At 66.9% G+C, this 16,423-nt stretch carries 22 protein-coding genes; 20 read left to right on the plus strand and 2 right to left on the minus strand.

Translation table 11 applies throughout. From position 1 onward, the window contains the following. The 17 genes from AC1DY5_RS15250 to hisA all read left to right on the plus strand — a co-directional run. Positions 1-260, plus strand: a 260-nt coding sequence (locus AC1DY5_RS15250) for an ABC transporter permease (RefSeq protein WP_478112550.1), incomplete at its 5' end; no start/stop codon positions are given. A gap of 27 nt (positions 261-287) precedes the next feature. Beyond that, on the plus strand, positions 288-785 hold the full coding sequence (mlaD, locus tag AC1DY5_RS15255) for an outer membrane lipid asymmetry maintenance protein MlaD (protein WP_478112552.1): 498 nt from the start codon (positions 288-290) through the stop codon (positions 783-785). Beyond that, positions 782-1,528 (plus strand): MlaA family lipoprotein, encoded by a 747-nt coding sequence (locus tag AC1DY5_RS15260; protein ID WP_478112554.1) that lies wholly within the window; start codon positions 782-784, stop codon positions 1,526-1,528. Before mlaD ends, AC1DY5_RS15260 begins: the two co-directional genes overlap by 4 nt. A gap of 133 nt (positions 1,529-1,661) precedes the next feature. After that, positions 1,662-2,315: an MlaC/ttg2D family ABC transporter substrate-binding protein gene (locus AC1DY5_RS15265; protein ID WP_478112556.1), complete on the plus strand. Its 654-nt coding sequence runs from the start codon at positions 1,662-1,664 to the stop codon at positions 2,313-2,315. Between the two features lie 7 nt (positions 2,316-2,322). Continuing rightward, a complete protein-coding gene (locus AC1DY5_RS15270) occupies positions 2,323-2,595 on the plus strand; it encodes an STAS domain-containing protein (protein ID WP_478112558.1) in 273 nt (90 codons plus the stop codon). 33 nt (positions 2,596-2,628) lie between these two features. Next, entirely contained in the window at positions 2,629-3,576 is a 948-nt protein-coding gene (locus AC1DY5_RS15275; protein ID WP_478112560.1) for an ABC transporter ATP-binding protein, read from the plus strand. Continuing rightward, positions 3,576-4,340, plus strand: a complete 765-nt coding sequence (locus tag AC1DY5_RS15280; protein ID WP_478112592.1) for an ABC transporter permease — start codon at positions 3,576-3,578, stop codon at positions 4,338-4,340. The genes AC1DY5_RS15275 and AC1DY5_RS15280 overlap by 1 nt, the downstream gene beginning before the upstream one ends. A 9-nt stretch (positions 4,341-4,349) precedes the next feature. Beyond that, the gene (locus AC1DY5_RS15285; protein WP_478112562.1) at positions 4,350-4,592 is read left to right on the plus strand and encodes a BolA family protein; all 243 of its coding nucleotides are present in this window, start codon (positions 4,350-4,352) and stop codon (positions 4,590-4,592) included. 19 nt (positions 4,593-4,611) lie between these two features. After that, positions 4,612-5,898 (plus strand): UDP-N-acetylglucosamine 1-carboxyvinyltransferase, encoded by a 1,287-nt coding sequence (gene murA / locus AC1DY5_RS15290; RefSeq protein ID WP_478112564.1) that lies wholly within the window; start codon positions 4,612-4,614, stop codon positions 5,896-5,898. Beyond that, on the plus strand, positions 5,895-6,539 hold the full coding sequence (gene hisG, locus AC1DY5_RS15295) for an ATP phosphoribosyltransferase (protein WP_478112566.1): 645 nt from the start codon (positions 5,895-5,897) through the stop codon (positions 6,537-6,539). The genes murA and hisG overlap by 4 nt, the downstream gene beginning before the upstream one ends. Beyond that, positions 6,536-7,864, plus strand: coding sequence for a histidinol dehydrogenase (hisD, locus tag AC1DY5_RS15300; protein ID WP_478112568.1), 1,329 nt, complete (start codon positions 6,536-6,538; stop codon positions 7,862-7,864). Before hisG ends, hisD begins: the two co-directional genes overlap by 4 nt. An 11-nt stretch (positions 7,865-7,875) precedes the next feature. Beyond that, the gene (locus AC1DY5_RS15305; RefSeq protein ID WP_478112570.1) at positions 7,876-8,415 is read left to right on the plus strand and encodes a WcaF family extracellular polysaccharide biosynthesis acetyltransferase; all 540 of its coding nucleotides are present in this window, start codon (positions 7,876-7,878) and stop codon (positions 8,413-8,415) included. Further along, positions 8,382-8,771: a hypothetical protein gene (locus AC1DY5_RS15310; protein ID WP_478112572.1), complete on the plus strand. Its 390-nt coding sequence runs from the start codon at positions 8,382-8,384 to the stop codon at positions 8,769-8,771. The genes AC1DY5_RS15305 and AC1DY5_RS15310 overlap by 34 nt, the downstream gene beginning before the upstream one ends. A 7-nt stretch (positions 8,772-8,778) precedes the next feature. Continuing rightward, on the plus strand, positions 8,779-9,870 hold the full coding sequence (hisC, locus tag AC1DY5_RS15315; protein ID WP_478112574.1) for a histidinol-phosphate transaminase: 1,092 nt from the start codon (positions 8,779-8,781) through the stop codon (positions 9,868-9,870). After that, the gene (gene hisB / locus AC1DY5_RS15320) at positions 9,867-10,496 is read left to right on the plus strand and encodes an imidazoleglycerol-phosphate dehydratase HisB (protein ID WP_478112576.1); all 630 of its coding nucleotides are present in this window, start codon (positions 9,867-9,869) and stop codon (positions 10,494-10,496) included. The genes hisC and hisB overlap by 4 nt, the downstream gene beginning before the upstream one ends. A 16-nt stretch (positions 10,497-10,512) precedes the next feature. Next, positions 10,513-11,163 carry an imidazole glycerol phosphate synthase subunit HisH gene (hisH, locus tag AC1DY5_RS15325; RefSeq protein ID WP_478112578.1) on the plus strand — a complete coding sequence of 217 codons (651 nt, stop codon included), beginning with the start codon at positions 10,513-10,515 and terminating at the stop codon, positions 11,161-11,163. A gap of 127 nt (positions 11,164-11,290) precedes the next feature. Then, on the plus strand, positions 11,291-12,037 hold the full coding sequence (hisA, locus tag AC1DY5_RS15330) for a 1-(5-phosphoribosyl)-5-[(5-phosphoribosylamino)methylideneamino]imidazole-4-carboxamide isomerase (protein WP_478112580.1): 747 nt from the start codon (positions 11,291-11,293) through the stop codon (positions 12,035-12,037). 9 nt (positions 12,038-12,046) lie between these two features. On the opposite strand, the gene AC1DY5_RS15335 is transcribed toward hisA, so the two are convergent. Continuing rightward, the gene (locus AC1DY5_RS15335; protein WP_478112582.1) at positions 12,047-12,985 is read right to left on the minus strand and encodes an amino acid ABC transporter substrate-binding protein; all 939 of its coding nucleotides are present in this window, start codon (positions 12,983-12,985) and stop codon (positions 12,047-12,049) included. A gap of 8 nt (positions 12,986-12,993) precedes the next feature. Further along, complete coding sequence (locus AC1DY5_RS15340; RefSeq protein WP_478112584.1) at positions 12,994-14,301, minus strand: dicarboxylate/amino acid:cation symporter; 1,308 nt, start codon at positions 14,299-14,301, stop codon at positions 12,994-12,996. A 94-nt stretch (positions 14,302-14,395) separates the two neighbouring features. Between AC1DY5_RS15340 and AC1DY5_RS15345 the strand changes: the two genes are divergently transcribed. The 3 genes from AC1DY5_RS15345 to hisI form a co-directional block, all read left to right on the plus strand. Then, positions 14,396-15,235 (plus strand): D-hexose-6-phosphate mutarotase, encoded by an 840-nt coding sequence (locus AC1DY5_RS15345; protein ID WP_478112586.1) that lies wholly within the window; start codon positions 14,396-14,398, stop codon positions 15,233-15,235. 22 nt (positions 15,236-15,257) lie between these two features. Next, positions 15,258-16,037 (plus strand): imidazole glycerol phosphate synthase subunit HisF, encoded by a 780-nt coding sequence (hisF, locus tag AC1DY5_RS15350; protein ID WP_478112588.1) that lies wholly within the window; start codon positions 15,258-15,260, stop codon positions 16,035-16,037. Positions 16,038-16,053: 16 nt separating this feature from the next. Further along, positions 16,054-16,423, plus strand: a 370-nt coding sequence (gene hisI, locus AC1DY5_RS15355; RefSeq protein WP_478112590.1) for a phosphoribosyl-AMP cyclohydrolase, incomplete at its 3' end; no start/stop codon positions are given.

Here is a 16,423-nt window from a genome sequence, read left to right on the forward strand (position 1 = left end):
TCCTGATGCTGGGGGTCGACCCCGGGGCCTTCTGGGGCCAGATGCAGGGTGGCGTCGATGTTTGGCGCGACGTCGGCAACGGCGTCGTCAAGAGCTTCGTCTTCGGTGTCGCCGTGACCTTCATCGCGCTGCTGCAGGGCTACCAGTCGCAGCCGACGCCCGAGGGCGTGTCGCGCGCCACCACGCGTACCGTGGTGGTCGCCTCGCTCACCGTCCTCGGACTCGATTTCATGCTGACCGCCATGATGTTCAGCATCTAGGCCCAACGTTCAGAGAGAGTGCAACACATGCAACGTTCCAACAATGACATCTGGGTCGGCCTGTTCGTGCTGATCGGCGGCGCAGCGCTTCTTTTCCTGGCGCTGCAGTCGGCCAACCTGCTGGGCCTGAACTTCCAGAAGACCTACAACGTGACCGCGCGCTTCGACAACATCGGCGGCCTCAAGGCCCAGACGGCAGTCAAAAGCGCCGGGGTGGTTGTCGGACGCGTCGAATCCGTCACGTTCGACGACAAGACTTTCCAGGCGGCCGTGACGCTGGCGCTGCAAAACCGCTACAGTTTCCCCAAGGACAGTTCCTTCAAGATCCTGACCAGCGGCCTGCTTGGCGAGCAGTACATCGGCATCGAAGCCGGCGCAGACGAAAAGACCCTTCAAGCCGGCGATGTCGTGACCGATACCCAATCAGCCGTCGTGCTGGAAAATCTGATCAGCCAGTTCCTGTACAGCAAGGCGGCAGAAGGAAGCACTCCGTCCGGCCCCGTCCCCGCCAACAACAAGAAATGAAACCACGATCTCCTTTCGACGGCTCGCCCGCGCGCGCCCGTGTCGCCACCCGCGTACGTGCGACACTTGCCGCTGGCGCCCTCGTTCTCGCCGCCGGTTGTGCGACCGGCCCGAACGCCAACCCCGCGGACCCGCTGGAGCCGCTCAATCGACAGGTCTATCGCTTCAACAACGCGCTCGACGACGCGCTGCTGAAGCCGGCCGCGACGGTCTATGTCAAGGTCCTGCCCTCGCCGATCCGCACCGGCGTGAACAACTTCTTCGGCAATCTGTCGGACGTCTGGAGTTTTGCCAACAGCGTGGCCCAGCTGAAGCTCCAGGACAGTGCCCAGACCTTCATGCGCGTCAACGTCAACACGGTCTTCGGCCTCGGYGGCGTGCTGGACGTGGCCACCGAGCTCGGCATCGACCGCCACAGCGAGGACTTCGGCCAGACGCTGGGCCGCTGGGGTGTTCCGGCGGGCCCCTACATCGTTCTGCCGCTCCTCGGCCCGTCGACCCTACGCGACACTGCGGCGCTGCCGGTTGATGTGCAGGGTGACCTGGTCAATCACATCGCCGACATCCCGGTGCGCAATTCGATGTACGCTCTGCGCCTGATCGACATCCGCGCCAACCTGCTGCGCGTGGGCCAGTTGCTCGAGGACGCGGCGCTCGACCGATACACCTTCACCCGTGATGCCTTCCTGCAGCGTCGACGCAGTGAAGTTCACGATGGGAATCCGCCCGACGACGGCAACTAGGGGGCGGTCGGGCCCGATCCGGCTTCGTTGCATTCGATCGCAGCAGCTGGTGCCCGCCGTGGAACCCCGCCGGTGTGGCGGGCTCCAACCCGTCAGGGCGTTTGCCCGACTTTTGATACAAGGGATTGAATCGATGAACCAGAAACTTCAACGCCGCGCCTTGGGACGACTGGCGCTCGCCGGCCTGCTGCTGGTGGGCGCTGCGGTTGGATACGCGCCGGCGGCGCGGGCCGCCGACGAGGCGCCCGATGTCCTGGTGAAGCGCCTGTCTTCGGACGTGCTGGACACCATCAAGGCCGACAAGTCGATCAMGGCCGGCGACGTCGGCAAGATCATGCAATTGGTCGACAGCAAGATCATGCCGAACGTGGATTTCCAGCGGATGACCTCATCGGCCGTCGGTCCGGCCTGGCGCCAGGCCACGCCGGAGCAGCAGAAGCGGCTCGAGCAAGAGTTCAAGACCCTGCTGGTCCGTACCTACGCGGGCGCGCTCGACCAGGTCAGCGACCAGACCGTGAGCGTGCGCCCCTTCCGAGGCTCGCCCGATGACAAGGAAGTGCTGGTGCGCACCGAAGTCAAGGGCAGCGGCGACCCGGTGCAGCTCGACTATCGGCTCGAGAAGACCCCTGGTGAGGCCGGCGGCTGGAAGATCTACAACATCAACGTGCTGGGCGTGTGGCTGGTGGATACCTACCGCACCCAGTTCGCCCAGCAGATCAACAGCAAGGGCATCGACGGGCTGATCGCCGCGCTCGAGGCGCGCAACAAGAACAACGGCAAGAGCTGAGTCGGCGATGTTGGTGCTGCCCCCCAAGTTGACGCACGACGAAGCGCCTGCCTGCGCTTACATGCTCCAGCAGGGGCTGGCCGGGCAGACCGACACCGGCACCGTGGTCGATGCCAGCGCCCTGGTCCAGTTCGACTCCTCGGCGCTGGCGGTGCTTCTCGAGTGCCGGCGCGAGTCCAGCGCGCTGGGCCGCGGCTTCGCGGTCAAGGGGCTGCCGGCGCGCTTGCGCGAGTTGGCCGCGCTGTACGGAATCGCAGGCCTTTTGCCAGCCGCGCCCTAGAAAACCGGCTGCCGCATAAAATGGCGGGTTCCCATGCCCGCGATCTCCTTCCAATCGGTCTTCAAGACCTACCCCCCTTCACGCCAGCAAAGAAACCAGGGCAAATCTGGGCTCCGAGCCGTCGACGATGTGACGTTCCAGATCGAGGAAGGCGAGTTCTTCGGCCTGCTGGGCCCGAACGGCGCCGGCAAGACCACCCTGATCAGCATGCTCGCCGGCCTGTCCCGGCCGACCAGCGGCACCATCCGGGTCCATGAATTCGACGTCCAGAAGGACTACGCGCAGGCGCGCCGCCATCTCGGCGTTGTGCCGCAGGAGCTGGTCTTCGACCCTTTCTTCAATGTCCGAGAGGCGCTGCGCATCCAGTCGGGCTATTTCGGTATCCGGAACAACGACGCCTGGATCGACGAGCTGCTGCAAAGCCTTGGCCTGGCCGACAAGGCGAACGCCAACATGCGCCAGCTCTCCGGCGGCATGAAGCGGCGCGTCCTAGTCGCGCAGGCGCTGGTCCACAAGCCGCCGGTGATCGTGCTGGACGAGCCCACCGCAGGCGTCGACGTCGAGCTGCGCCAGACACTGTGGCAGTTCGTGGCCAAGCTCAACAAGCAGGGCAGCACGGTGCTCCTGACCACCCACTATCTCGAAGAAGCCGAGGCGCTGTGCCATCGCATCGCCATGCTCAAGCAGGGCCGCGTGATCGCGCTCGATCGCACCAGCGAACTGCTGCGCTCGGCCGCCAGCAATGTGCTGCGCTTCAAGACCGACGGCCTGCTGCCCTGGTCGATCGCCCAGCACGCCCGAATCACCGGCCGCATCGTGCAGCTGCCGGCGCAGAACGCCCACGAGGTCGAGCAGCTGCTGGCCGCGATCCGTGAAGCCGGCCTCGATGTCGAGGACGTCGAGATGCGCAAGGCCGACCTCGAGGACGTCTTCATCGATCTGATGGCGGGCGAGCAGACGCCGCTGGAGGTGGCTAGATGATGATCAATGCGCTCGGGTGGCGGGCGCTCCTCTACAAGGAAACGCTGCGCTTCTGGAAGGTCGGCTTCCAGACCGTCGGCGCCCCGGTGCTGACCGCGGTGCTCTACCTGATGGTCTTCGGCCACGTGCTCGAGGACCACGTCAAGGTCTTCGGCACGGTGAGCTACACCGCCTTCCTGGTGCCCGGACTGGTGATGATGAGCGTGCTCCAGAATGCCTTCGCCAACAGTTCGTCGTCGATCATCCAGAGCAAGATCATGGGCAGCCTGGTGTTCGTGCTGCTGACGCCGCTGTCCCACTGGGGCTGGTTCTTCGCCTACGTCGGATCGTCCATCGTGCGCGGACTGGCGGTGGGCCTGGGCGTGTTCGTGGTGACCGCCTTCTTCGCCATGCCGGGCTTCGTGGCGCCACTCTGGATCCTGGTGTTCGCCTTCCTGGGCGCCGCCATCCTGGGCACGCTGGGCCTGATCGCCGGACTGTGGGCCGAGAAGTTCGACCAGATGGCGGTGTTCCAGAACTTCCTGATCATGCCGATGACCTTCCTGTCCGGCGTGTTCTATTCGATCGGCTCGCTGCCGCCCTTCTGGCAGGCCGTGAGCCACCTGAACCCCTTCTTCTACATGATCGATGGCTTCCGGTACGGCTTCTTCGGCGTCAGCGATACGTCGCCCTGGCTGAGCCTGGCGATCGTCGGCGGTGCCTGGCTGGTGGTGAGCGCCATTGCGGTCCACCTGCTGCGCATCGGCTACAAAATCCGTGGATGAGACCCTGACATGACCGCCGAAGAACTTCAATCGATCATCGAGGCCGGCCTGGCCTGCGACCACATCACGCTCGAGGGCGATGGCCGCCACTGGTATGCGACCATCGTCTCGTCCGAGTTCGAGGGCAAGCGCCCCATCCAGCGGCATCAGCGGGTCTATGCCACCCTGGGTGCGAAAATGCACACCGACGAAGTGCATGCGCTCTCGATGAAAACCTTCACGCCTGCCGAGTGGGCAGGCCAGAACCGCTAGATTTTTCGCTGGATTCCTCATGGACAAACTCCTGATTCGCGGCGGGCGCAAGCTCCGCGGCGAGGTACTCATTTCCGGCGCCAAGAACGCGGCGCTGCCCGAGTTGTGCGCAGCCCTGCTGACCGACCGTCCGGTGACGCTGCACAACGTGCCGCGCCTGAAGGATGTCGCGACCATGCTCAAGCTGGTCCACAACATGGGCGTCAGCGCCGAACGCGATGACAACGGCACGGTGCGCATCGATGCGCGATCGCTCGAGGTGCCCGAGGCGCCCTACGAACTGGTCAAGACGATGCGGGCCTCGGTGCTCGCGCTCGGTCCGCTGCTGGCTCGCTTCGGCCGGGCCAAGGTCTCGCTGCCGGGCGGCTGCGCGATCGGTTCGCGTCCGGTCGACCAGCACATCAAGGGCCTGCAGGCCATGGGTGCCGAGATCGTGGTCGAGCACGGCTACATGGTGGCGCGCATCGGCGGCGGCCGCGAGCGCCTGCATGGCGCCCGCATCACGACCGACATGGTGACCGTCACCGGCACCGAGAACTTCCTCATGGCCGCGGCGCTGGCCGAGGGCGAGACCGTTCTCGAGAACGCCGCCCAGGAGCCCGAGATCGCCGACCTGGCGGAGATGCTGATCGCCATGGGCGCGAAGATCGAAGGCCATGGCACCAGCCGCATCCGCATCCAGGGGGTGGCGCGGCTCGTCGGCTGCACCCACCAGGTGGTCGCCGACCGGATCGAGGCCGGCACCTTCCTGTGCGCCGTGGCCGCGGCCGGCGGCGACGTGTTCCTGAAGCATGGCCGGGCCGACCATCTCGACGCCGTGATCGAGAAGCTGCGCGAAGCCGGCGCCCAGGTGTCGGCGATCGACGGCGGCATCCGCGTGCAGAGCCAGGGCCGGCTCAAGGCCCAGAGCTTCCGCACCACCGAATATCCGGGCTTCCCGACCGATATGCAGGCCCAGTTCATGGCGCTCAATGCGATCGCCGAGGGCACCTCGACCGTGACCGAGACGATCTTCGAGAACCGTTTCATGCACGTCGACGAGATGCTGCGCCTGGGCGCCAAGATCCAGACCGACGGCAAGGTGGCGGTGATCGAGGGCGTCGCTCAGCTCTCCGGCGCCACCGTAATGGCGACCGACCTGCGCGCCTCGGCCAGCCTCGTGATTGCCGGCCTGGTGGCCGACGGCGAGACCCTGGTCGACCGCATCTACCACCTGGACCGCGGCTACGACCGCATGGAAGGCAAGCTGCGCGGCCTTGGCGCCGACATCGAGCGGGTCGCCGGAGCGGCCGAGGTACAGCCGTGATCACGCTGGCGCTGTCGAAGGGCCGGATCTTCGAGGAAACCCTGCCGCTGCTGGCTGCGGCCGGCATCGARGTGACCGAGGACCCCGAGAAGTCGCGCAAGCTGATCCTCGACACCACCCGGCCCGATGTCCGCGTGGTGCTGGTGCGCGCCTCCGACGTGCCGACCTACGTGCAGTACGGCGGCGCCGATCTCGGGGTGACCGGGCTCGACGTGCTGCTCGAGCATGGCAACCAGGGGCTCTACCAGCCGCTCGACCTGCGCATTGCGGCCTGCCGCTTGAGCGTGGCGGTGCGCGCCGACTACGACTACGCTTCGGCCGTGAAGCAGGGCTCGCGCCTCATGGTGGCGACCAAGTACGTCGGCTTGGCGCGCGAATTCTTCGCCAGCAAGGGCGTGCACGTGGACCTGATCAAGCTCTATGGCAGCATGGAGCTGGCGCCGCTCACCGGCCTGGCCGACGCGATCGTCGACCTGGTCTCGACCGGCAACACCCTCAAGGCCAACCAGCTGGTCGAGGTCGAGCGCATCATGGACATCAGCGCCCGGCTGGTGGTCAACCAGGCGGCGCTCAAGCTCAAGCAGGAGGCCATTCGCCGCATCGTCGATGCCTTCGCATCGGCCATTCCGACATCGAAATGAACCTGAAAGCCGCACCCGCCCGCCTGTCCACCACTTCGGCCGCCTTCGAGGCCGAGTTCAAGGCGCGCCTGCATTGGTCCGCCGAAGCGGATGCGGCCATCGAGCAGGTGGTGGCCGACATCCTGGCCGACGTGCAGTGCCGGGGCGACAAGGCAGTGCTCGACTACACGCGGCGCTTCGACCGCCTCGACGTCGACGGCATGCCGGCGCTGGAACTCACGGCCCTCGAGTTGCGCGCCGCCTTCGAGTCTCTGCCGGCGGCGCAGAAGGATGCGCTCGAGGCCGCGGCAAGCCGCGTCAGGAGCTACCACGAGGCCCAGAAGAAGGCCAGCGGCGAAAGCTGGAGCTACCGCGATGCCGACGGCACGCTTCTGGGCCAGAAGGTGACGCCGCTGGACCGTGTCGGTATCTACGTTCCGGGCGGCAAGGCCGCCTATCCGTCGAGCGTCTTGATGAACGCGATCCCGGCGCACGTGGCCGGCGTCGGCGAGATCATCATGGTGGTTCCCACGCCGGGCGGCGAGAAGAATCCGCTGGTGCTGGCTGCCGCCCACGTCGCGGGCGTCACGCGCGCCTTCACGATCGGCGGCGCCCAGGCCGTGGCGGCGCTGGCCTACGGCACGGCGACGATTCCGGCGGTCGACAAGATCACCGGACCAGGCAACGCCTACGTGGCGGCCGCCAAGCGCCGCGTATTCGGCACCGTTGGGATTGACATGATCGCCGGCCCGAGCGAGATCCTGGTGCTGGCCGACGGCAGCACGCCGCCCGACTGGGTGGCGATGGACCTGTTCAGCCAGGCCGAGCACGACGAGCTCGCGCAGAGCATCCTGCTCTGCCCCGACGCCGGCTACATCGAGCGCGTGCAACAGGAAATTGACCGCCTGCTGCCCGCGATGCCGAGGGCCGGGATCATCGCCGCCTCGCTCAACGGCCGGGGCGCGCTGATCCACACCCGCAGCATGGAAGAAGCCTGCGAGATCAGCAACCGCATCGCCCCCGAGCACCTCGAAGTCAGCAGCAGCGAACCGCACCGCTGGGAGCCGCTGCTGCGGCACGCCGGCGCCATCTTCCTCGGCGCCTTCACCAGCGAGAGCCTGGGCGACTACTGCGCCGGCCCGAACCACGTGTTGCCCACCAGCGGCACGGCGCGCTTCAGTTCGCCGCTCGGCGTCTACGATTTCCAGAAGCGATCGAGCCTGATCGAGGTCAGCGAGGAGGGCGCCCAGTCGCTCGGCCGGGTGGCCTCGGTACTGGCGCACGGCGAAGGCCTGCAGGCGCACGCGCGGGCGGCCGAAATGCGATTGCGCGACGCCAGGCCATGACACAGGGCGGCATGGATCTCAAGAACARCAGCAGGCACCCCTGGAGCGCCGGCGAGAAGCTGCGGCGCGCCTGCTGGATGCTGGTGTGGGCTCTGTTCAGCCGCATCGGCGGCCGCCCGCTGTCGCCGCTGCGGATCTTCCTGCTGCGCTCGTTCGGGGCGCAGATCGGCGAGCGCACGCTGGTCAGTGCCGGCGTCAAGGTGCTGATGCCCTGGAACCTCCACATCGGCGACTACACCGCGATCGGAGAGGGCGTCGAGATCTACAACTATGGCGAGGTCCGCATCGGCAAGAACTGCTGCGTATCGCAAAGGGTGTGGCTTTGCACCGGCACCCACGACTACAACGATCCGAGCTTTCCCCTGATCTGGGACGATATCCGGGTCGGCGACGGCGTCTGGCTGGCCGCGGAGTGCTTCGTCGCGCCGGGCGTCACGATCGGCGATGGCGCCGTGGTCGGCGCGCGCTCGGTCGTGACCCGCGACCTGGCGGGCGAGAGTGTCTTTGCAGGAAACCCATGCGTCTTGATCAAGCCGCGCCGGCGCGCCTAGCGCAGGGCCTTCGCAGCGCCGCGGCTTGCGCGCTGCTGCTGATCGCGATTCCGTCGATCGCGCAGGCGATGTCGATCCGCGAACTGCGCACGCTCGAAGCCAACGAGCAGGACGGCAAGCTCTACGCCAACTACTACCTGGTCGGCGTCATGGAAGGCCTGCGCGAAGCCAACGAGGCCGAGCAGCGCGCCGGCCAGAGGCCTCTCTTCTGCGTCAACGGCCGCCGGCTCGAGCCCGCGATGGCGCGCTCCCTGTATCAAACCGAACTGGCGCGCAACGCCGACAGCTACGAAGCCGACATGCCGGTGCAACTGGTGCTCTCGGCCGCCTTGCGCAACAGCTTTCGCTGCAACTGAACTCGACATGACCGCCACCGACACCACCCGCCGCGCATTGGCGCGGATCCGCGCCGACGTCCAGTCCATGCACGCCTATGCGGTACAGGACGCCCGCGGCCTGATCAAGCTCGATGCCATGGAGAACCCCCACGGCCTGCCACCGGCGCTGCAGGCGGCGCTCGGCCAGCGGCTGGGCGCGCTGGCGCTGAACCGCTATCCGGGCGAGCGCGGCGCCGACCTGCAGCGCGCGCTGGCCGCGCATGCCGGCATGCCCGAAGGGTTCGCGCTGATACTCGGCAACGGCTCGGACGAGCTGATCTCCCTGCTGGCGATCGCCTGTGACCTGCCTGGCGCCACGATCCTGGCGCCGGTGCCTGGTTTCGTGATGTACGCGATGAGCGCCCAACTGCAGGGACTGCGCTTCGTCGGCGTGCCGCTTTCCGCCGATTTCGAGCTCGACGAGGGCGCGATGCTCGACGCCGTCGCCAGCGAGAAGCCGGCCGTCGTCTTCCTGGCCTACCCGAACAACCCGACCGCCAACCTCTGGGACGACGCGGTGATCGAGAAGATCGTCGAAGCGCAGGGCGCGCAGGGCGGGCTGGTGGTCATCGACGAGGCCTACCAGCCCTTCGCGGCCCGCAGCTACATCGATCGCGTGGCACGCCACGGCCACGTGCTGCTGATGCGAACGCTCAGCAAGTTCGGCCTCGCCGGGGTCCGCCTGGGCTACCTGATGGGGCCGGCGGCGCTGGTGGCGGAGGTCGACAAGGTCCGCCCGCCCTACAACATCAGCGTCCTCAACTGCGAATGCGCGCTGTTCGCGCTCGAGCACGCCGAGCTGTTCGACGCCCAGGCGGCGGAGATTCGCAGCCAGCGCGCCGAATTGGCCGAGCGGTTGGCCCGGCTGCCGGCGGTCAAGATCTGGCCGAGCGAGGCCAACATGATCCTGAGCCGGGTGCCCGATGCGGCAAAAACCTTCGAGGGCATGAAGGCTCGCGGCGTGCTGGTCAAGAACGTTTCTAAAATGCACCCATTGCTCGCGAACTGCCTGCGTCTGACGGTCGGAACCGCCGACGAGAACGCGCAGCTGCTCGCCGCCCTCGAAGCCTCACTATGAACACCCCTCTGGCACCCGAAGCCGTCGTCGCCGCCGGCGCGCGCTCGGCCTCCGTCACCCGCAACACCGCCGAAACCCGGATCACCGTCAAGGTCGACCTCGACGGCACCGGCCGCGCGAAACTGTCGACCGGCATCGGATTTTTCGACCACATGCTCGACCAGATCGCCCGCCACGGCCTCATCGACCTCGACATCGACTGCCAGGGCGACCTCCACATCGACGGCCACCACACGGTCGAGGATGTCGGCATCACGCTAGGCCAGGCGGTGGCCAAGGCGGTCGGCGACAAGAAGGGCATCAGACGCTATGGGCATGCCTACGTGCCGCTCGACGAGGCGCTGAGCCGTGTTGTGATCGATTTCTCGGGCCGCCCGGGCCTGGTGATGCACGTCCCCTTCACCAGCGGCATGATCGGCACATTCGACAGCCAGCTGACCTACGAATTCTTCCACGGCTTCGCCAACCACGCCTTCGTGACCCTGCACATCGACAACCTCAAGGGCGTCAATGCGCACCACCAGTGCGAAACGGTCTTCAAGGCCTTCGCCCGGGCGCTGCGGGCCGCGCTCGAGCTCGACCCGCGCTCGGCCGGCGTCATTCCCTCGACGAAGGGCTCGCTCTGAGCCGCCGAACCCTCTCATGACCTCCAATACCGTCGCCGTCGTCGACTACGGCATGGGCAACCTGCGCTCCGTCTCCCAGGCCGTGCAGCACGCCGCCGACCAAGTCGGCGTCGAGGTGTTCGTCACCTCCGACCCCGATGTGGTGCGCCGGGCGACCCGCGTGGTGCTGCCGGGGCAGGGCGCGATGCCCGATTGCATGCGCGAGCTGGCCGACTCGGGCCTGCTTGAATCGGTGCTCGAGGCCGCCGCCGGCAAGCCGCTGTTCGGCGTCTGCGTCGGCATGCAGATGCTGCTCTCGCACAGCGACGAAGGCCCGACCGATGGCCTGGGCCTGATCCCCGGCAACGTCCGCAAGTTCGAGCTCGAAGGCCGGCTGCAGCCCGACGGCAGCCGCTTCAAGGTGCCTCAGATGGGCTGGAACCAGGTGCTGCAGACGCGGGCACACCCAATCTGGGCCGGCGTGCCCGACCAGAGCTATTTCTATTTCGTCCACAGTTTCTACGCCGAGCCCGCCGACCCAGCGCACAGCGCCGGCGAAGCCGACTACGGCGAGCGCTTTACCGCCGCCCTGGCACGCGATAATATTTTTGCCACCCAGTTCCACCCGGAGAAGAGTGCGGACCACGGGTTGCAGCTCTATCGAAACTTCCTCCACTGGAATCCCTGACGTACTGAACGCCTCCACGCTTCGGCCCGGGCCTGCGTTCGTTGGGCTTGCCGGGTTGGGTACCATCGCGCATTACCCCGTCTACTCTCCCCGTCCCCCTCCGTACGCCACGCAATCCCGCACCACCATGCTCCTCATTCCTGCGATCGACCTCAAAGATGGCCACTGCGTTCGCCTCAAGCAGGGCGATATGGACCAGTCCACCACTTTCAGCGAAGACCCCGCCGCGATGGCGCGCAAGTGGCTCGAAGCCGGCGCACGCCGGCTGCACCTGGTCGACCTGAACGGCGCCTTTGCCGGCAAGCCGCAGAACCATGCGGCGATCAAGGCGATCCTGCGCGCGGTCGGCGACGACATCCCGGTGCAGCTCGGGGGCGGCATCCGCGACCTCGACACCATCGAGCGCTACATCGACGACGGCCTGCGCTACGTGATCATCGGCACCGCCGCCGTCAAGAACCCCGGCTTCCTGAAGGACGCCTGCAGCGCCTTCGGTGGCCACATCATCGTCGGCCTGGACGCCAAGGACGGCAAGGTGGCCACCGACGGCTGGAGCAAGCTGACCGGGCACGAGGTCGCCGACCTTGGCAAGAAGTTCGAGGACTACGGCGTCGAATCGATCATCTACACCGACATCGGCCGCGACGGCATGCTGTCGGGCATCAACATCGACGCCACGGTTCGGCTGGCCCAGGCGCTGACCATCCCGGTGATCGCTTCCGGCGGGCTCTCGAACATGGCCGACATCGACAAGCTGTGCGCGGTCGAGGCGGACGGCATCGAGGGCGTGATCTGCGGCCGTGCGATCTATTCAGGCGACCTCGATTTCGCCGCTGCCCAGGCGCGCGCCGACGAACTCGCCGACGCCTCCTGACCGCAGCAGCTACTCGGCCTTGACCGCCATCGTCTGGATCAGGGTCTCGAGCTGCGGGCTCATCGGCAGGTCGAGGCTGGTTCCGGACGGCAGTTTGCGCAGGAACCAGCGTTTGTACTGGCGCTCGATCTCGCCATCCTCGGCCAGAGCCTGGAAGGTGTCGTTGACCACCTTGGCCATTTGCGGATCGCCCTTGCGGTACATCACGCCATAGGGGTCGTAAGACAGAAAGTCGCCGACCACCTGGTAGGCGCTGGCGCCCTGGGCACCGGCTCGATCCTGGGCGATCAGGCCGTACAGCAGCACCTCGTCGGTCGCGAAGGCTTCCACTTGGCCGGTCTTCACGAGTTCGAACGATTCGGCGTGGTCGCGCGACACCAGCAGGTTCAGGCCCAGCTTGAAGCGCTGCGACAGATCGCGCAGGGTCTTCTCGTTGGTAGTGCCGCGGGTCACGGCCACCGGCTTGCCGGCCAGGTCGCGGAAGGACTGGATCGGCGAGCCCTTCTTGACCAGCAGCCGGGTGCCCGAGACGAAAATCGTCGGCGAGAAGGCGACGCGCTTCTGGCGCTCGAGATTGCTGGTGGTCGAGCCGCATTCGAGGTCGACCTGCCCGTTGGCGACGGCATCGATGCGCGACTCGGCCGTCACTGGCGTCCATTGGATCGCCAGCGTCTTGTGAACCGCGTCGCTCATGGCCTCGACCAGCGCCTTGCACAGCTCGATCGAATAGCCGATCGGTTCGTTGCGCGGCGACAGGAAGGAGAACGGCACCGAGGACTCGCGGTAGCCAATGACGACTGCGCCGGCGCCCCGCGCCTTGGCCAGGGTTCCGCTGAGCGCTGCCGGCGCCACGGGCGTCGGGTCGGATTGCGCGATCGCGGAGGGTGCCGGGCCCAGCAGCAGGCCCAGCAGCACGGCCGCGGTCCCCAGGTTCCGGACGGCTGTCATGGCGGACCTCAGGCGTGCGCCGGATGGGCGAGGGTGGCGTCGCTTTCGGCGTCCATGGTCCGCGCATTGGCCGCGGCGTCGCTCTCGGAGAGCAACTCGCCCTCCCACTTGGCGACCACCGCCGTGGCGATCGAGTTGCCCACCGCATTGGTGGCGGATCGGCCCATGTCCAGGAAGGTGTCGACGCCGAGGATCAGCAGCAGCCCGGCTTCGGGGATGTTGAACTGGTTCAGGGTCGCGGCGATCACCACCAGGGAGGCCCGCGGCACGCCGGCCATGCCCTTCGAGGTCAGCATCAGGATCAGCAGCATGGTGATCTGGGTGCCGATCGAGAGCGGGATGTCGTAGGCCTGGGCGATGAAGAGCACCGCGAAGGTGCAGTACATCATCGAGCCGTCGAGGTTGAACGAGTAGCCCATCGGCATCACGAAGCTGGAGATCTTGCGCGTGACGCCGAAGCGGTCGAGCGCGATGAGGATCTTCGGATATGCCGCCTCGGAACTGGCGGTGGCGAAAGACAGCAGGAAGGGCTCGCGGATCAGCTTCAGCAGGGTCAGGATGCGCGGTCCGAGAAAGACGAGCCCGGCCAGCGCCAGCAAGCCCCACAGCATGAACAGGCTCAGGTAGAAGCCGCCCATGAAGACCGCGAACTTGAGCAGGATGCCGAGTCCATTGGTCGCCACCGTCGCGGCCATTGCGGCCATCACCGCCAGCGGCGCCAGCTTCATGACGTAGCCGGTGATCTTCAGCATCGCGTGCGAGAGTTCGTCGATGGCGTTGATCAGCGTTCGCGCCTTCTCGCCGAGCGTGGCGAGGGCGACCCCGAAGAACATCGAGAACACCACGATCTGCAGGATCTCGTTGTTGGCCATCGCCTCGACGAAGGATTTTGGCACCACGTGGCTGACGAAATCCTTCAGCGTGAACTTCGAGGTCGCGAGATTGGCCGACGAGCCGATGTCGGGCAGCGGCAGCCCCAGGTTGTGGCCCGGCTGCAGCAGATTGGCCATGATGAGGCCGAGCACCAGCGAGATCAGTGAGGCCGTGATGAACCAGCCCAGGGCCTTGCCGAAGACCCGCCCGACCGAGGCGGCGTCGCCCATGTGGGCGATGCCCACCACCAGGGTCGAGAACACCAGCGGGCCGATCAGCATCTTGATCAGGCGCAGGAACACGTCGGACATGATCGAGATGTAGCCCGCGATCTCGGTGGCGGTCTTCTTGTCCGGGAAGTTGACGAAGACCATGTAGCCGATGCCGATCCCGATCAGCATCGCGATCAGGATCCAGGCCGCCGGTGGTAGCTTTCTGCGCATGGAGGCTCCTCGTGACGAGTTGTTCTGAAGCGATCCGTGCCGCCAAACCTGAGACCGGAAAACCGCAACGGCCAGCCAAACCTAGAATCGGGCCATGACCATCCAAGCCCTTGCCTATCGTGGCCAGCCGGCCGTGCGGCTGGCGCTGCCCGGCGGCGACAGTTGCACTTTAGCGCTGCACGGCGCCCACGTGTTGTCCTGGATGACCGCCGATGGCGTCGAACGGCTGTACCTGAGCCCCGAGGCCCGCTTCGACGGCCGCAGCCCGATCCGCGGCGGCGTGCCGGTCTGCTGGCCGCAATTCAACCAGCGAGGCTCGCTGCCCAAGCACGGATTCGCCCGCAATCTCCCCTGGACGGCCGAGGCGCAGCCCGACAACCGGCGCGACACCGTCGTGCTCGCGCTGCGCGACGACGCGGCCACACGCGCCCACTGGCCGCATGCGTTCCGGGCCCGCCTGGCCGTGACCCTGGCGCCGCACGCGCTGCGCATCGAACTGTCGATCGACAACATGGGCAGCGACCCCTGGCCCTTCGCGGCCGCCCTCCACAGCTACCTGCGGGTCGATGATGTCACCCGGGTCCGGCTCGAGGGCCTGCAGGGCGCCAACCGCTGGGATGCGGTGCGCGACGACCGGCATGTCGAGATGGCGCCGGCACTGGGTTTCGGCACCGAATTCGACAGCGTCTACGCCGCGCCCGCCCGGCCGCTTCGGCTGGTCCAGCCTTCGGGCACACTCGAGATCTCGCAAAGCGCGAGCTGCACCGAGACCGTGGTCTGGAACCCGGGCCCGGAACTCTCCGCCAGGCTCGACGACCTGCCCGACGACGGCTGGCGCCACATGCTCTGCGTCGAGGCCGCCCGCATCGACGAACCCGTGCTGATGGCGCCTGGCGCCCACTGGCAGGGCTGGCAACAGCTCAAGCTCGCCTGAACACTATCGCTCCCCTCCCACCATGCTTGCCAAACGCATCATTCCCTGTCTCGACGTCACCGGCGGCCGCGTCGTCAAGGGCGTCAATTTCGTCGAACTGCGCGACGCCGGCGACCCGGTCGAGATCGCGGCCCGCTACAACGCGCAGGGCGCCGACGAGCTGACTTTCCTCGACATCACGGCCACCAGCGACGGCCGCGACCTGATCCTGCCGATCATCGAGGCGGTGGCGTCCCAGGTCTTCATTCCGCTGACCGTCGGCGGCGGCGTGCGCACGGTGGCGGACGTCCGCCGGCTGCTCAATGCCGGCGCCGACAAGACCAGCTTCAACTCGGCCGCGATCGCCAATCCCCAGGTCATCGAGGACGCCTCCCAGAAGTACGGCGCCCAGTGCATCGTGGTGGCGATCGACGCCAAGCGGCGCACGCCCGAGGACGCCGAGCGACGCGGGCCCGGCTGGGACGTCTACAGTCACGGCGGGCGCAAGAACACCGGCCTCGACGCCGTGCAGTGGGCGGTCGAGATGGCGCGCCGCGGTGCCGGCGAGATCCTGCTGACCAGCATGGACCGCGACGGCACCAAGAGTGGTTTCGACCTCGAACTCACGCGCGCAGTGAGCGATGCCGTCAGCGTGCCGGTGATCGCCTCGGGCGGCGTCGGCAGCCTCGAGCACCTGGCCGACGGCATCCAGACCGGCGGCGCCGATGCCGTGCTGGCGGCCAGCATCTTCCACTACGGCGAGTTCACGGTCGGCGAGGCCAAGGCTCGGATGGCTGCGCGCGGCATCCCGGTGCGCCTGTGACCGACAATAGCCCGCTATGAACTGGCTCGACGAAGTGAAATGGGACGCGAACGGCCTGGTGCCGGTGATTGCGCAGGAGCAGGGCAGCAACGACGTGCTGATGTTCGCCTGGATGGACCGCGAGGCGCTCACCAAGACGGCCGAGACCGGCCGCGCCGTGTACTTCAGCCGCTCGCGCAAGAGGCTCTGGTTCAAGGGCGAGGAATCCGGCCACGTGCAGACCGTGCACGAGATCCGGATCGATTGCGACAACGACGTGGTGCTGCTAAAGGTCACGCAGCAGGGCCACGAACCCGGCATCGCCTGCCATACCGGCCGCCACAGCTGCTTCTTCAGCAAGTACGACAACGGCCAATGGACCGTCACCGAGCCGGTCTTGAAAGACC

This window comes from Variovorax sp. P4_D9 (genome assembly GCF_056401695.1).

What these genes read in the sequence shown, in the direction of transcription:
- mlaD (WP_478112552.1), top strand. Translation starts at nt 288, where the DNA reads ATGCAACGTTCCAACAATGACATCTGGGTCGGCCTGTTCGTGCTGATC.
- AC1DY5_RS15270 (WP_478112558.1), top strand. Translation starts at nt 2,323, where the DNA reads ATGTTGGTGCTGCCCCCCAAGTTGACGCACGACGAAGCGCCTGCCTGC.
- AC1DY5_RS15275 (WP_478112560.1), top strand. Translation starts at nt 2,629, where the DNA reads ATGCCCGCGATCTCCTTCCAATCGGTCTTCAAGACCTACCCCCCTTCA.
- AC1DY5_RS15280 (WP_478112592.1), top strand. Translation starts at nt 3,576, where the DNA reads ATGATCAATGCGCTCGGGTGGCGGGCGCTCCTCTACAAGGAAACGCTG.
- AC1DY5_RS15285 (WP_478112562.1), top strand. Translation starts at nt 4,350, where the DNA reads ATGACCGCCGAAGAACTTCAATCGATCATCGAGGCCGGCCTGGCCTGC.
- murA (WP_478112564.1), top strand. Translation starts at nt 4,612, where the DNA reads ATGGACAAACTCCTGATTCGCGGCGGGCGCAAGCTCCGCGGCGAGGTA.
- hisD (WP_478112568.1), top strand. Translation starts at nt 6,536, where the DNA reads ATGAACCTGAAAGCCGCACCCGCCCGCCTGTCCACCACTTCGGCCGCC.
- AC1DY5_RS15310 (WP_478112572.1), top strand. Translation starts at nt 8,382, where the DNA reads ATGCGTCTTGATCAAGCCGCGCCGGCGCGCCTAGCGCAGGGCCTTCGC.
- hisC (WP_478112574.1), top strand. Translation starts at nt 8,779, where the DNA reads ATGACCGCCACCGACACCACCCGCCGCGCATTGGCGCGGATCCGCGCC.
- hisB (WP_478112576.1), top strand. Translation starts at nt 9,867, where the DNA reads ATGAACACCCCTCTGGCACCCGAAGCCGTCGTCGCCGCCGGCGCGCGC.
- hisH (WP_478112578.1), top strand. Translation starts at nt 10,513, where the DNA reads ATGACCTCCAATACCGTCGCCGTCGTCGACTACGGCATGGGCAACCTG.
- hisA (WP_478112580.1), top strand. Translation starts at nt 11,291, where the DNA reads ATGCTCCTCATTCCTGCGATCGACCTCAAAGATGGCCACTGCGTTCGC.
- AC1DY5_RS15335 (WP_478112582.1), bottom strand. Translation starts at nt 12,985, where the DNA reads ATGACAGCCGTCCGGAACCTGGGGACCGCGGCCGTGCTGCTGGGCCTG.
- AC1DY5_RS15340 (WP_478112584.1), bottom strand. Translation starts at nt 14,301, where the DNA reads ATGCGCAGAAAGCTACCACCGGCGGCCTGGATCCTGATCGCGATGCTG.
- AC1DY5_RS15345 (WP_478112586.1), top strand. Translation starts at nt 14,396, where the DNA reads ATGACCATCCAAGCCCTTGCCTATCGTGGCCAGCCGGCCGTGCGGCTG.
- hisF (WP_478112588.1), top strand. Translation starts at nt 15,258, where the DNA reads ATGCTTGCCAAACGCATCATTCCCTGTCTCGACGTCACCGGCGGCCGC.